Genomic DNA, 14,236 nt, shown 5'->3' with positions numbered 1-14,236 from the left:
AGAATAAAAAAATGAACGAAAAAGAACTTGAAATGACATTAAAGTTGGATCCCAATAAAAGGTATCGTTATTTTATTAAGAAAGTTGCTGACTATGAAGAAGTCTGGTCATTGAGTAATGATAGAGGGTGGGTTACATCTGAAGACGACAATGGGAAAATACAACTTCATTTTTGGCCAACAAAAGAGCATGCAAAGTATTGTGCAATTGAGAAGTGGAAGGATACAAATCCGGAATCAATTAGTTTAGAGGATTTTGTAGAGAATTGGCTTCCTGGTATGCTTGAGGATAATGTCGGTATATCCATTTTTTATAATAATACTGATTCAATTTCAATACCGATTCCTCAGGTTTTTTCTGATATCGAGGATGAATTAGAAAACTATTAATAACTAAAAACTTATTAAGAGAGACAATTTTCTGTCTCTCTTAATTTAAATTCCCTGTGAAAGAGTTTTTCTTTTGATAACAAAAAGAGAAATTTTGATTGTTTTTGAATAGCTGAATCTAATGTAAAGAATATTGGTTACTGGCTATTCAATGCTTTCAAATAGAAGCTAAAGGACCTTTTCTAGATCTTCATCTCTACAGTAACTGTTTAACAGATAAATACAAATCGATAATAATTGATGACTTCGCCCTGAAGACTGAAGCAGGTGAGAAAATAACATATCGTGAAAGTGAATTTCAACAATTAAGCGAAGTAGTGGAAATTGAAATTAAAGAGTCTCGTTATTGCGTAACTATTCACCAAAGAAATGAATTCCAAAAGAGTACAAAAGAAAGGGCTTGGAAAACTTATTTCAGGAATTTGTTTGAGGATGCTTCTTTTAGAGAGGCGCTTTGGATAAAGCCAAAAAAACTATTAAATATACTGGATCTAAAAAGCGAAGCAGAAGGAGTATTCGAAACAGAGAATTGGGAATATCCTGATTATCTAACAGATCCAAGCCAATTAATTTCATTTGCACTATATCTTGAAAAAGGCACAGGTTCAGTTGATTTAGGTGAAGTAAATAACAACTGGAGGGAGTGGGAGGATTACGATATTGAGTGAGTTATGAAGGAAACCTTTTTTAACCTCTGCGCGTACAGAATTCAAACACGCTATTATTCAGGGTATGAGCGGTATGAAATAGAAAAGAAAGAAGGCCGTTCTATTGGGATATTGGGAAGAAGAATATAAAAACAAGAAAGTTTTACTTAGTGATGAAGGCTTAGATATATGTTTTGATGCTGTAGAAAAATTTTGTGAACGATATAAGAGAGATCTGGGCAGAGAACCGATATTAGAAGAATTCTTAGCAAATTTAGTTACCGTAATGAATACAAATGGAGATTCTTCTTTCACGGAGTTAGTTGATAAGCGAATAGTAGAAATAAAGGCAACAACCAGGAAAGCGAAATCAATAGCTAAAGTAGTACCGGGAGCGGTTATTCAAATACCTTTGGATAAGATCGGGAAGTATACTTATGCTTGGGTCATTGAAGGTGATCTATCAAAAAACAAAGACGATGACATTCTTATTCAGTATTATAATATTTTCACTGAAAATACACTTAGCAGAGAAGAAGTCATTCGTCTAATGAAAGAAGAAAATAAGAAAATATTTGCGGCTAATACTGGGCACACAGGTTTTCTGCAAGGAGATTGGAAAGTAATATCCAAGATGCCTCAAGAGATGATAGAGAAAAACAGTCATTCTCAATTAAAATTTGTTTTATATGAAGACGGTAAATATCTCGTGAGTGAAGGCGATTCATTTGCATCAGAAGATGAATTAGCAGAGGCAGATGAGAAAACAGGCAAGGACATCCCAAACCCATTAGGTATATTTGGAATTCATCTGTAGAATCTATTCTATGTAAATATTTTGAAGGGATGACAATGGAGGAAATCATAAAGAATGAATTGTAAAAGACTGATTCCTTACATTCTTGCAATCAATGTTAGAGGATACTTACTATACAGATACTGACAGTAGTAAGTGTGTTTTGAATTCTAAACGAGGTGTAATATGAAAAAAATCAACCTGAGTTCTATTACACAAAAAGAGATCTTGCAAATAGAAAAACAATTTGAACGAATCGCATTAAACAAAATAAGAAACAATCAAGAAAAGTTTAGAAAAATGGAATTGAAAATTGAAGCTGCTTTTGGGAGAGTCGGAGACGAAAAAGTAATAGGAAACGAAGTACAGCCTTCAGATTGTTTTGAGAATAGTTATAACTCATTAATATTTTTTTCTGTAGCTTATTTGGATGGTACCGACTTTCATGATAATGAAGATGGCTATTGTATAGACCATTTAGATATATGGATTTGTGAAAGAAGGTTGTTTTCGGGGAAAGTGGGATATTTAACAGATTTAGAAAGTGAAGAGGAAATAGCAAAAGAAATCCAAGGTAAGATAAATCAATTGTTTTTAGAAGCTACAGATATAATAAAAAAATTAAAAGAATGATTTATAGCTTCTTTTAGTTATTTTTAGAGAAGAGATTTAGAGAGGTTACCAGCCTCTCTTATCTTATATGATAAAAACCAAACTACACACGGAACATGTGGGAATAACATACTGCTGAGACGAAGTAAAAGACAAGCGCTACCGCTAACAGGCTATCAATACGACGAAGAAACTTATTCTATCTCATGCCGTTTACAGTGTATAAAAGATAGAAGGAGAGAATTAAATGTACTATTTTTATGAAATATCAACTCTCAATGACTATGATTCGGTTGAAAAAGAGTATAAAACAATAGAGGATTTAATATTTGTTATATTAAAAAATATGGAAAATAAACAATATGCAATGTATTCTTACTCTGTTTCAAATAAAGATAGTGATACTTGTATATTCTCAGCGAGCTTAAAAACAAATACTTTGTTTAATAAAAAAATCTCATTTATAAAAACCTCAGCAGAAGAGTACAAAAATACAATAATTGCGCATGAAAATATAATCTTATTGGAAAAAGATGTTGAGTTAAAAGATATATTAAATGGAGCTTCTTTAGCAGAGAAAACAATTATTAAAGATTTACTGGATTATGTTCTTTATCATATAGAAATAACAGATTCCGAGACAATCAGAATAGGATCTAGACATAGAGAAAATATTACAAACATTATTAAATAAGGGCATTAAATAAAAAATAGATGAGCCTGTTGATCATCTTTTGGTCAACAGGCTTTTTTAAAAAAAATTATAGATAATAAGTGGGTAGGTGATTAGAACTGAGACAGTAAAAGGTGAACAATCGATTGAAACTTAGCTTGAATTCCAGAGCGTCATTCAAATCATTTACTAATAAATTAAAGCTATTAAGTAGAGAACGAGGAGACAGCATGGCCAAAATCGGAGACGGTTGTCTGGAACTTGAAATAACACCGAGAAGGTATCAAGAAGCAGAGGATGATCCTTTTATCTCAACAATGTTTGAACTGTTGGAACATAATAAAGCAATCGTTCGCGATTACTCTGCCGTTTTATTAGAAAGTGAATATAAAATGCTGATATCAGATATTGAAGCATTATCAGCAGGCAATCAAGACAGGATACGTTTAGAAACAATTGAACCATTTTTTATACTAAGTATTGATAAAGAAAACGAACATTACAGATTTATCATTAGATTTATGGAAAATCATTCAAATACAACCTTCTATAAATTGAACTGTAATGAAGAAAAGCTAGAAATTTTCGTGAAGACTTTAAAATCAGATCTCAAAGACTCCAAAACTTTATTAGGGAGATAAACGATGTACAAAACAATAAATGAATGGGTAGATTACATAGATGGGGGGTGCGCTGTCCTTCATTTTGATTTTCAAGTGTTTAAAAAAGAACTTTCACTTAAGATTCAGGTCGTTGAAAATAAAGCCGAATATACGCATAACATTCTTTTTCAAAATGTAGCATCTGTTTATTTTAGTGCAGATATTGGTGATATGAGATTAGAAAAAATAGATCCTGAAGAATACAATTGGCAAGTATTTGAGATGAGTTACCACCCGGAAGGAATCGGTAATCTATCAAATGCTGTAATTCCGGAGTATCAATCAAATGCTAATTTTCTCATTGACATGAACAGAATGCTGATTGCTGTAGAAGCTGAAACAGTTCGCTTTGACGACCAATCATTTTATGCGTATCATTCAAAATCATAAATAAACAAATAAGAGAGGTTCCCAGCCTCTCTTTTCTTACATAACGAAATCGTTCGCGGAGGCAAACATGAACACTCCTTTAAATTTACAAAAAGAATCATTGAGGGCTATAGGGAATCTGGATGTGATTAATCCGCTTAAATACAATTCGATTTATTCATGTGATCTAGTGAGTAAAGATACTTTTTCTCAATTAATGAATGACTTAGAATTCGAAACAGTTCTGATAGAAGTAATGGCATCACCTTCTTTTATTGAAGAATGGAAGAAGAAGGTTGAAAAGAAAATGATAAATATGAATACTGTATCGAAAAAGTTCATTCATATTGAATGTGCCCTAACCAAAGAAGAATTGATGGCAGATCACTTATTAGATGAATTATATTTTTTAGCATCGATCAATGACTTTGTTGTTATAATAGCAAATACTTCCAAAAATAAGTCCTATATGAACCTGAACACTCAAAAGGTTGATGTAACTACTGAAAATAATGAAAAAATCATTTGGTTTGAATTTGATGCAGCAGATTTATATATCATTGATTAATTTGATATAAATTCCAGATTCTTAATCTATGGAGTGTTGCTGATGTTGAAACTTACCGCGGAGCGGGTTGGTTCATATGAAAGGGAAAATATTATTTATTTCAATGCGGGCAGGGATGATCAAGTGTTTATTGTGTCCGTGCACGATCACAAAGTAATATTGGAGGTTATGAAAGGCAGCTCTCTTTTAATCCAAAAAGAGTTATGCGGATTTTCTGAAGATGCCCATTTCTATCTGGTTGATTCGTATGATAACACAATCGTTATCGTTTACCTGGAAAATCATACGTGTCAATTGGCCGCATACTGCATAATCAGTAATAAAATCAATCCGATTTGTTCTTTTCTATTAAGCGCCAATGTATTTCATCTGGGTGAGGATGGTTTATTATGGATCGGATTAACGGACGAGGGTATGTATGATGAGAGAAATCCTCAAGGAAAAGCGATATTTGCTTTTCATACAGAAGACAGAACGTTTTATTTTGAAGACGATTTTAAAGAAATGATGCATGAATGCTATGCCGTACAATCGATCAAATCTGATTTGTATGTATGTTTCGAGGGAGAGGATTGCTGTGTCATCGGTCATTATCAGATTGGACGGGACAGAATTCGTACTGTTGCAGAATATGTGCTGGACGGCGATCAATACTCCTATTGTGATCAGCTATCCGTTTCGAAAAAAAGGGTGCTGCTGATTCAGAGCCACGAGGATACCCTATTTGCATTTCATGAAGAGCACAAAGAGACTGACGTCATGATACACGGTATTGATAGAAAAGGAGAAACAACGTACAGAGCCGTACAGGATCGCATGTTTATCTTTAGTGATAACGATTTATATCTGGTGAAGTATTGATTACTTCTATGCAGCATACATGCCGGCAGAATGAAAATATCCTGTAAGGAAGTGTTCAGTGATGAGAGAAAAGTTAATTGACAAGCTTGAGGAAAACAAGAGGCATTTTTTAATGAAACAGGTGTGTGCCTCGCTAAGATCTTGTGAAGAATCAGGGTTTGTTTATCAATTAGCTGAGGCAGAACAAAGCAGGCAGATATTTGAGACTATATTATCGAATTCTTTCCCAAGTGCAGTGCGTGAAGTTGATATAAGCGACAAGGAGACAGCCATATCGCTTATTTTAGAAAACATTGCGGATACGGGGGTTGAACGGATGAATGATATTGTTTATCTGTTTCATCCGTATAGTAATGAAGTCGGTGCTATCAAATGTGCGCTGAAGGATTGTGCAAGTCATCTGCACTGTCTCATGGATTTTATAGATTTTGAAGGCCGGCTGCTTTCTAACAGCTTTATTTTAGTGGAGCCGTCCTTCTCATTTTCTCTCTGTTTATTTCACACAGAATACGGCTGTGAGCTTGTGTGTAAACCGCCGAAAAGAGGTACAAGATGCATCCCTTTTTTATAAAGAACACAAAGGAATCGGCAGTCTTTCAATTTCAAATATATTCTTTATTTCATGAAGACAAAGCGTTGCCCGAACAAGTTTTTAAACAACGAAAACATTATTATCTATTCGAAGAATTCCACTGGGTCTTGTCTGAAGAAGGCTGGGAAATGCTCAAAAGTTTGGCGCATCATCATCACGATGAATTTATCTTAATGGCTGTTCTGACACAACCGGATGATATGAATCGGTTTTAATAGGAATTCGGATATTTTAACTGGTTAAAGATTCCTTTAAATATAACCGAAGATGAATATCTTTCAATCTTAACTGATTATCCAAAGCACAGTAAAAATGACAGCATAATGAATATTGCATCCCGCGTCGTATGGGCTTCACCGACTTTAAAGTGGGCGATTTACGGAGAGAGAGATTTTGAAATCTGTATTCTAGGTATTGATCAGGAGATTGCGGGAAAAACGTTAGGATCATGGAGGCCCTTAGACGACCGTGTTTTAGACTGGGTATCTGTTGTATTCCCGGATCAGACTGTTCCGGATGAATTTCAAAAAAAGCTCACCGCGCATTATAAATACAAGGGGCAATGACATGAAAATAAAAATGAACAAGATACATGACGAATCAATAAAAGGGCGTTTCTTCCATTTTGATAACTGCGGGCGTCTGTATCTCGGACGGCATCAGAATGGCGGGCTTTCGATTACGATCATCGATGAATCAGGTGATATTCGAGTGATTCTGAGATGTTAAAATCCAACAGATATTCTTTAAATGATGACGTCATCCGAAACCTGAAATTATACAAAAAAGAATTAGAGGGGCCGCTGCCTTCAGATGCAGGGAGATTCGAAGAAGACTTTGAGGGTGCTGCCTGCGCTGGGGATTTTTATGAATACTTCGCACTTGTCTGCGGCAGCTTAGATTTTGTGTTGGCGAATAAACAAATCCCTGCGCGGCAGCGTAAAGCCTTATATAAATCCTTTTTTGAGCTGTATCCGCAATATGCGCAGCTGAAAAACGCTTTAACGGATTATCCGGAGCTCAGCCGGGAAATCGGGCGGCATGAACGGGCCAGGAGGCTGTTAGTCAGCATTTTAAACAAAAAATGAAAGGCAGGCTTCTGACGTGAAAGAACCAACAATAGCAGAATGTCTGAAGAAGGCTGGTCTGATCCTGAACGGTCAAGCGGCGAGGGAAGAAGTGTCGGATTGGGCGTGCGAGTACGTGGCTGCAGATGATCCGGCGGTTGAGGACGAAACCGTTTGGGAGATGCTCGTATATTTGAGCGGGCTTGATCTGAAAGATTCGCCTGATGCGTATCTGCATACGTTAGAAGAATTAAGAGATTGGGTGCAGGAATATAAAAAAGTTCATGGGGGTTTGTAAGAAAAATTCATTTGAGTCAGACATGTCAATTCAGGTGAAAAAAAGGAGGCGCAAAATGGAGTAGCACAAACATGAGAAAGCAGTTCTGCTGGGGCCGGATTCGCCGGGTTGTTTTGAATTGACGGAGTTTACGTTCTATACCGGGTATAACGAGTATTATGATAAAATCCCGGTGTTTGAGCTGAAGCTGACTGACGGACAGTATGATGCCGTGCTGCGGTTTGAGGATGTGAGGTCTGCCCGGCTGGATGATCTTGAAAGCATCACCGACATCCATCTGGATATCAGCCCGGTCGACGGCGGCTGGGAATCGATCCGCTACTATGTCGATGACGGGGAAGGAAGCATGAGCTTTTATCTCGCCAAATGGGTCGTGCTCGACATGAGGAAAAAGCAGTCATCCGAACGGCCCGGCAAAACGTCAGGGTAAAGCGGCGGCATTTCGCGTATAATGAGGGGAGCCGGACAGAGAAGGAGTTTAGTCATGAATGAGTTTAATGAATATGCGATCAGCCCCGAGATCCGACGGGCGCTGAATGGCTTGCAATACACCGAGCCGACTGAAGTGCAACGGCGCGTCATCCCCGCCGCGCTGCAAAAAAAAGACCTCGTCGTCAAATCGCAGACGGGCAGCGGCAAAACCGCGGCTTTCGGCATTCCGATCTGCGAGCTTGCGGAGTGGGAGGAAAACAAACCGCAGGCCCTGATTTTAACGCCGACCCGCGAGCTTGCGGCGCAGATTAAAGAAGATATCACGAATATCGGCCGTTTCAAACGGATAAAAGCCACGGCGGTTTTCGGAAAAGCTTCTTTTGACAAACAGAAAACCGAACTGAAGCAAAAAAGCCACGTCGTTGCCGGAACACCGGGACGTGTGCTTGATCACATAGAAAAAGGGACGCTGCCGCTTGAGCGGCTGGCGTATGTGGTGATTGACGAAGCGGATGAAATGCTGAATATGGGATTTATTGAACAGGTGGAAGCCATCATTCAGCATCTGCCGAAAAACAGAGTCACCATGCTGTTTTCAGCGACGCTGCCGGATGACGTCGAGAAGCTGAGCCGCACATATATGAAAGACCCTGAATTGATTGAAGTAAAAGCGGAAGGCCTGACGACAAAAGACATCGAGCATTTTGTCACCAGAATAGAAGAAGAGGACAAAACATCTTTGCTGCGTGATGTTCTGATCACCGAAAACCCGGACAGCTGCATCATATTCTGCCGGACAAAAGAAAGGGTCATCCAGTTAACCGATGAGCTGGACAGGCTGGGCTACCCTTGTGATAAAATTCACGGCGGCATGGTGCAGGAAGACCGCTTTGACGTCATGAATGAATTCAAGCGCGGCGAGTTCCGCTATCTCATTGCGACCGACGTTGCCGCCAGAGGAATTGATATCGAAAACATCAGCCTCGTCATCAATTATGATATTCCGCTTGAAAAAGAAAGCTATGTGCACCGCACAGGCAGAACGGGCCGCGCCGGACACCGCGGACTGGCCGTTACGTTTGTGACGCCGTCTGAATCGCGGTTTCTGAATGACATTGAGACATATATCGGTTTCCGCATCCAAAAGCGGGAAGCGCCGTCGGAAAAAGAAACAGCGGAACGGAAAGCGGCATTTGCGGAAAAATTGAACGCCCGCCCCGATGTCAAAACAGACAAAAGCGAACAGTTAAACAAAGACATCATGAAACTGTATTTTAACGGCGGGAAAAAGAAAAAACTCAGAGCGGTCGATTTTGTCGGGACGATCGCGAAAATCGACGGCGTTTCAGCCGATGATATCGGGATTATCACGATTCTGGACAACGCATCGTACGTCGAAATTCTGAACGGCAAAGGCCCGCACGTTCTTGACATCATGAAAAATACGACGGTCAAAGGCAAAAAACTGAAAGTCCATAAAGCCAAGAAATAAAAAAAGAAAACCTGCTGCGTGCAGGCTTTTTTTACGCCGTTTCCTCAGGCACAAATGCAAGGATGGCAATGCCGATCACAAATAACAAAATCAGGCTGAACACGGCGGCTGACGAATTTCCGGTCAGCTGGGCGGTGACGGCAATCAAAAGCGGGCCGATAATTGAAGCGAACTTGCCGAAAATATTATAAAAGCCGAAAAACTCATTGGCGTTCTGTTTGGGGACAAGCTTGGCAAAGTAAGAGCGGCTCAGCGCCTGAATACCGCCTTGGGAAGTGGCGACAAGCATAGCCAAAACCCAGAAATCAAAAGCGGAATCCATAAAATAAGCATACGTGCAGACAATCATATACACGCCGATGCCGGCATAAAGCATTGTTTTTCCCTTAAACCGTTCGGCCAGACGCCCGTACAAAATCGAAAAAGGCGCGGCGACGACCTGTGTGACAAATAAAACAATCAGCAGATTTGCCGCGCTGATGCCGAGGTCAGCCCCGTATGACGTGGACATCGTAATGATGGTGCCGACCCCGTCGATGTAGAAGAAATAGGCGAGCAGAAACAAAAACAGCGCCCGGTGCTTCCTGATCTGCTTCAGCGTGCCGGCCAGCCGTATAAAACTGCTGATCACAAGCCGCGGCTCCCTCTCGATATAATAGCGCTGGCGGACGCGGAGAAGGAGCGGAATCGAAAACAGCCCCCACCATGCCGCCGTAATCAAAAAGGCAATGCGGCTCGCAGTCTGGGCGGACAGCGGAATCACCTCCGCTTGTGCTGACAGAATCACGGCAATGCTGAGGAGAAAAGGGATTGTACTGCCGATATAGCCCAGCCCAAATCCCCTGGCGGACACCATATTCATCCGCTCCTTTGCGGCCACATCAACGAGAAACGCATCATAAAACACATTAGATCCGGCAAAGCCGATCGTGGAGATCGTATAACAAATTAATAACAGCATCCAAGATTCGCCGGGAATCAAAGCCAGCGCGGCGGTGCCCGCCACACCGATCAGAAAAAAGAAGGCAAAAAACCGTTTCTTGCATCCTTTGTAGTCGGCAATCGTTCCTAAGACGGGGCTGAGCATCGCCAAAATAAAAGTCGCGGCGGCAATCGTATAGCCCAAATAAGCGGTGGAATCAGCCGCGCTGACGCCGTTTTCCGCCGCCGCCGCTTTAAAAAACAAGGGGAACACCGCCGTCATAATAATGACCGAATAAGCTGAATTGGCCCAATCATACAGCATCCAGCTGCTTTCTTCTTTCGAAAACCGTTTCATCACACACGCTCCTTCCCAAAAACCGGTTCTCTGCATTATATGCGCCGCTGCCTCATCGTTGGACAATGATTTCTGAACGGCGTTTTCTGATTGACCTGGAGATATTGACCTAGTACAAAAAGGATGTACAATCAAGGTGTAGCAGGTAAATGGTCAGGCGGGAGGGAGACGGAATTGAAGATTGCGAAAGTCATTAATAATAATGTCGTCAGTGTGCTCAAAGAAGGCAATCAGGAATTGGTCATCATGGGTCGGGGCATTGCTTTTCAAAAGAAAACGGGAGATCCGGTAGATGAAGCCCGCATTGAGAAAGTGTTCACCCTCGATAACAAAGATGTATCAGAAAAGTTCAAAACCCTTTTGTATGATATTCCGATCGAGTGTATGGAAGTATCTGAGGAGATTATCAGCTATGCGAAATTACAGCTCGGCAAAAAGCTCAACGACAGCATCTATGTGTCGCTGACCGATCATATTAACTTTGCGATCCAGCGCAATAAGAAAGGGCTGGATATCAAAAACGCCTTGCTGTGGGAAACGAAACGGCTGTACAAAGACGAATTTGCAATCGGCAAACAAGCGTTGGCCATGGTGAAAAACAAGACTGGCGTGTCTCTGCCGGAGGATGAAGCAGGCTTTATTGCGCTGCATATTGTAAATGCCGAGCTGAATGAAGAGATGCCCAATATCATCAACATTACAAAAGTCATGCAAGAGATTTTGAGGATCGTAAAATACCATTTTAAGATTGAATTCAACGAAGAATCGCTTCACTATTATCGATTTGTCACCCACTTAAAGTTTTTCGCGCAGCGTCTTTTTAACGGCACACATATGGAAAGCCAGGACGACTTTTTGCTGGAGACAGTGAAAGAAAAATACCATCGGGCGTATGAATGCACGAAGAAAATCCAAACATGCATTGAGAGGGCGTATGAGCACAAGCTCACCAGTGACGAGCTGCTGTATTTAACGATTCACATAGAAAGGGTAGTCAAACAAGCATAATGAAAGCGTTGGCATTTTTGTTCTTGTATTCATTTTTTCTTACATTCACATATGATCTTGTTAGGATTGTTACTCATAAGCAGGCAAAACCTAAATTACAATGAGTGCGGATCATCTCTTACTGTGCTGATGGTAATTTAGGTTTTTTTAAGATTCGTTATTATCATTATTCTGACCGATGTTCCCTTTTAACAGAATCATGTATCATCGATAAAGAAATCGCTTTCAAAGAAAGGGGAATGCCGACATGTTTTATCGTATGAAACGAGTGCTGCTCATTCTTGTCACTGGATTGTTTTTGAGTTTGTGTGCGATCACTTCTGCTGCATCAGCTCAAACAGGCGGATCGTTTTTTGAACCTTTTAACAGCTATAACTCCGGTTTCTGGCAAAAAGCAAATGGTTACTCCAATGGAGATATGTTCAACTGCACTTGGCGTGCAAATAATGTATCCGTGACGTCATCAGGTGAAATGCGTTTGGCGCTGACAAGCCCGTCTTATAACAAGTTTGACTGCGGGGAGAACCGCTCCGCTCAAACCTATGGCTATGGACTTTATGAAGTCAGAATGAAACCGGCTAAAAACACGGGGATCGTTTCATCGTTCTTCACTTATACAGGTCCAACGGATGGTACCCCTTGGGATGAGATTGATATCGAATTTTTAGGAAAAGATACGACAAAGGTTCAATTTAATTATTATACAAATGGCGCGGGAAACCATGAGAAGGTTGCGGATCTCGGATTTGACGCGGCCAATGCCTATCATACGTATGCGTTCGATTGGCAGCCGAACTCTATTAAATGGTATGTCGATGGGCAATTAAAACATACTGCGACAAGCCAAATCCCGACAACACCGGGAAAGATCATGATGAACTTGTGGAATGGGATAGGTGTCGATGACTGGCTCGGTTCCTACAATGGTGTAAATCCGCTATACGCTCATTATGACTGGGTGCGCTATACAAAAAAATAATGTACAGAAAAGGATTTCCGCCAGCGGAAATCCTTTTTTAATTAAAACGAAATAATCCCAATCAAAAGCGCCGCAATCGTCATCACAATCGTTGTTCCCACGGCCCATTTAATAGTGAATTTTTGATGGTCGCCAAAGCTGACGCCTGCCATTCCGACCAATAGATAGGTGGATGGCACAAGCGGGCTGAGCAGATGCACCGGCTGTCCCAGCAAGGAGGCTCTTCCGATTTCAGCGGCGTCTATTCCGTAAGCGGAAGCGGCTTCGGCGATGATGGGAAGAACACCGAAGTAAAAGGCGTCATTCGACATGAAAAAGGTGAAAGGCATGCTGGCAATCGCCGTGATCAACGGCAGATGCGGGCCCATGGCATCAGGGATGAGGGAAACGAGAGAATGCGCCATCGCATCGACCATTTTTGTGCCTGAGAGAATGCCTGTAAATATGCCTGCCGCAAATACCATTGAGACAACGTTTAACGCATTACCCGCATGCGCCGAAATCCGTTTCTGCTGCTCTTTGACATTTGGGTAGTTGACCATCAAGGCGATGGCGAACGCGATCATAAAAAGAACAGGGATGGGAAGCAGGCTGGTGATCAGCGCGGCCATCAGAGCGACAGTCAGCAGCAGGTTAAACCACTGGAGAGCGGGACGCTTCAGCGGCGCCGCCTCCGGATCAGAAGACGGCGCGTGTTCAATCGAAATGATGCCGAGCCGCTTCCGTTCTTTTTTTCCGAGGAGATAAGCAACGGCGATCACCCAGAGAACGCCGGCGATCATAGCGGGAATCAGAGGCGTAAAAACTTCTGACGTGTCCAATTTCAAGGAAGCCAAAACCCTCGCCGTCGGCCCGCCCCACGGAATAATATTCATGACGCCCGAACCGAGCATCGCAATCCCCGCCAGCACCAAACGGTTCATGCCGAGCCGTTTGTAAAGGGGCAGCATTGCCGCAATCGTAATCATATACGTTGTTGTCCCATCTCCGTCCAGCGAAATGGTCATCGTCAGAACCGCTGTGCCGATGGCGATTTTTAACGGATCCCCTTTGACAAGCGATAGGATTTTGGCAATGAGGGGATCAAACAGACCTGAGTCAATCATAATGCCGAAATAAAGGATGGCGAATAACAGCATGATCCCGGTAGGAGCGAGGTCTGTAACGCCCTGAATCATCATCCCGCCGAGATCTTTGCCAAATCCGCTGATCAGGGCAAACACAACAGGAACGACAATCAAAGCAATAAGAGCGGAAAGCCGGTTAGACATAATAAGATACATAAAGACAATCATCATCACAAAACCGAGTATGGCAAGCACGATATGACCTCCCCTGTTCAACAGCTGTTTTGGTAAGCGTTTTCACATTTTGTTTCTGTGAAAAGGGCTTATTTCAAAATGTGTATGACCGCATATGTAAATACAGACCTAAAATCCTAATGAGCGGATCAGCAGTTTATTTGAAGAACGCCGCGGGTAAATGTGCTGTAGAATGTTTCGTTTTAGAAGG

At 41.2% G+C, this 14,236-nt stretch carries 19 protein-coding genes and 1 pseudogene; 18 read left to right on the top strand and 2 right to left on the bottom strand.

All coding sequences use genetic code 11. From position 1 onward, the window contains the following. Window positions 1-11: 11 nt before the first annotated feature. The 16 genes and pseudogenes from VP472_RS19155 (at window position 12) to VP472_RS19080 (ending at window position 9,458) form a co-directional block, all read left to right on the top strand. Window positions 12-389 carry a DUF2750 domain-containing protein gene (locus tag VP472_RS19155; protein ID WP_043867560.1) on the top strand — a complete coding sequence of 126 codons (378 nt, stop codon included), beginning with the start codon at window positions 12-14 and terminating at the stop codon, window positions 387-389. Between the two features lie 140 nt (window positions 390-529). Next, on the top strand, window positions 530-1,057 hold the full coding sequence (locus VP472_RS19150) for a DUF7003 family protein (RefSeq protein ID WP_404799125.1): 528 nt from the start codon (window positions 530-532) through the stop codon (window positions 1,055-1,057). 103 nt (window positions 1,058-1,160) lie between these two features. Then, window positions 1,161-1,853, top strand: a complete 693-nt coding sequence (locus VP472_RS19145; protein WP_225979769.1) for an Imm26 family immunity protein — start codon at window positions 1,161-1,163, stop codon at window positions 1,851-1,853. 165 nt (window positions 1,854-2,018) lie between these two features. Continuing rightward, window positions 2,019-2,465, top strand: coding sequence for a hypothetical protein (locus tag VP472_RS19140; RefSeq protein ID WP_146275851.1), 447 nt, complete (start codon window positions 2,019-2,021; stop codon window positions 2,463-2,465). Window positions 2,466-2,691: 226 nt separating this feature from the next. Then, window positions 2,692-3,138 (top strand): hypothetical protein, encoded by a 447-nt coding sequence (locus tag VP472_RS19135; RefSeq protein ID WP_053573912.1) that lies wholly within the window; start codon window positions 2,692-2,694, stop codon window positions 3,136-3,138. 209 nt (window positions 3,139-3,347) lie between these two features. Next, window positions 3,348-3,758, top strand: coding sequence for a WapI family immunity protein (locus VP472_RS19130; protein WP_146275849.1), 411 nt, complete (start codon window positions 3,348-3,350; stop codon window positions 3,756-3,758). 3 nt (window positions 3,759-3,761) lie between these two features. Further along, the gene (locus tag VP472_RS19125; protein WP_101670258.1) at window positions 3,762-4,169 is read left to right on the top strand and encodes a YxiG family protein; all 408 of its coding nucleotides are present in this window, start codon (window positions 3,762-3,764) and stop codon (window positions 4,167-4,169) included. Between the two features lie 67 nt (window positions 4,170-4,236). After that, window positions 4,237-4,716 (top strand): hypothetical protein, encoded by a 480-nt coding sequence (locus VP472_RS19120; RefSeq protein WP_146275847.1) that lies wholly within the window; start codon window positions 4,237-4,239, stop codon window positions 4,714-4,716. A gap of 42 nt (window positions 4,717-4,758) precedes the next feature. After that, complete coding sequence (locus VP472_RS19115; RefSeq protein WP_146275845.1) at window positions 4,759-5,577, top strand: hypothetical protein; 819 nt, start codon at window positions 4,759-4,761, stop codon at window positions 5,575-5,577. A gap of 61 nt (window positions 5,578-5,638) precedes the next feature. Further along, window positions 5,639-6,148, top strand: a complete 510-nt coding sequence (locus VP472_RS19110; RefSeq protein WP_146275843.1) for a YxiF family protein — start codon at window positions 5,639-5,641, stop codon at window positions 6,146-6,148. Continuing rightward, window positions 6,130-6,735 (top strand): annotated as a pseudogene (locus tag VP472_RS19105) (hypothetical protein). The gene VP472_RS19110 and the pseudogene VP472_RS19105 overlap by 19 nt, the downstream one beginning before the upstream one ends. A gap of 1 nt (window position 6,736) precedes the next feature. Then, on the top strand, window positions 6,737-6,898 hold the full coding sequence (locus VP472_RS19100) for a hypothetical protein (protein ID WP_165698147.1): 162 nt from the start codon (window positions 6,737-6,739) through the stop codon (window positions 6,896-6,898). Continuing rightward, window positions 6,892-7,257, top strand: coding sequence for a YxiJ family protein (locus VP472_RS19095; RefSeq protein ID WP_146275841.1), 366 nt, complete (start codon window positions 6,892-6,894; stop codon window positions 7,255-7,257). The genes VP472_RS19100 and VP472_RS19095 overlap by 7 nt, the downstream gene beginning before the upstream one ends. Before the next feature lie 16 nt (window positions 7,258-7,273). Then, window positions 7,274-7,534, top strand: a complete 261-nt coding sequence (locus tag VP472_RS19090) for a DNA-binding protein (RefSeq protein ID WP_146275839.1) — start codon at window positions 7,274-7,276, stop codon at window positions 7,532-7,534. 85 nt (window positions 7,535-7,619) lie between these two features. Next, on the top strand, window positions 7,620-7,964 hold the full coding sequence (locus VP472_RS19085) for a hypothetical protein (protein WP_225979786.1): 345 nt from the start codon (window positions 7,620-7,622) through the stop codon (window positions 7,962-7,964). Window positions 7,965-8,018: 54 nt separating this feature from the next. After that, window positions 8,019-9,458: a DEAD/DEAH box helicase gene (locus VP472_RS19080; RefSeq protein WP_146275837.1), complete on the top strand. Its 1,440-nt coding sequence runs from the start codon at window positions 8,019-8,021 to the stop codon at window positions 9,456-9,458. Window positions 9,459-9,489: 31 nt separating this feature from the next. On the opposite strand, the gene VP472_RS19075 is transcribed toward VP472_RS19080, so the two are convergent. Next, window positions 9,490-10,740: an MFS transporter gene (locus VP472_RS19075; protein ID WP_146275835.1), complete on the bottom strand. Its 1,251-nt coding sequence runs from the start codon at window positions 10,738-10,740 to the stop codon at window positions 9,490-9,492. A 171-nt stretch (window positions 10,741-10,911) separates the two neighbouring features. On the opposite strand from VP472_RS19075, the gene licT reads away from it, so the two are divergent. Both licT and bglS read left to right on the top strand, forming a co-directional pair. Next, window positions 10,912-11,745: a BglG family transcription antiterminator LicT gene (licT, locus tag VP472_RS19070; protein ID WP_070082586.1), complete on the top strand. Its 834-nt coding sequence runs from the start codon at window positions 10,912-10,914 to the stop codon at window positions 11,743-11,745. 247 nt (window positions 11,746-11,992) lie between these two features. Then, window positions 11,993-12,724 carry a beta-glucanase gene (gene bglS / locus VP472_RS19065; protein ID WP_003150769.1) on the top strand — a complete coding sequence of 244 codons (732 nt, stop codon included), beginning with the start codon at window positions 11,993-11,995 and terminating at the stop codon, window positions 12,722-12,724. Window positions 12,725-12,765: 41 nt separating this feature from the next. Here bglS and citH read toward each other — a convergent pair whose 3' ends face one another. Continuing rightward, window positions 12,766-14,046, bottom strand: coding sequence for a citrate transporter CitH (gene citH / locus VP472_RS19060; RefSeq protein WP_077723043.1), 1,281 nt, complete (start codon window positions 14,044-14,046; stop codon window positions 12,766-12,768). Window positions 14,047-14,236: the final 190 nt, after the last annotated feature.

This window comes from Bacillus sp. MT(2024) (assembly GCF_036362845.1).
GTDB lineage: Bacteria > Bacillota > Bacilli > Bacillales > Bacillaceae > Bacillus > Bacillus velezensis.
This window is presented reverse-complemented; position numbering and strand designations above follow the sequence as displayed.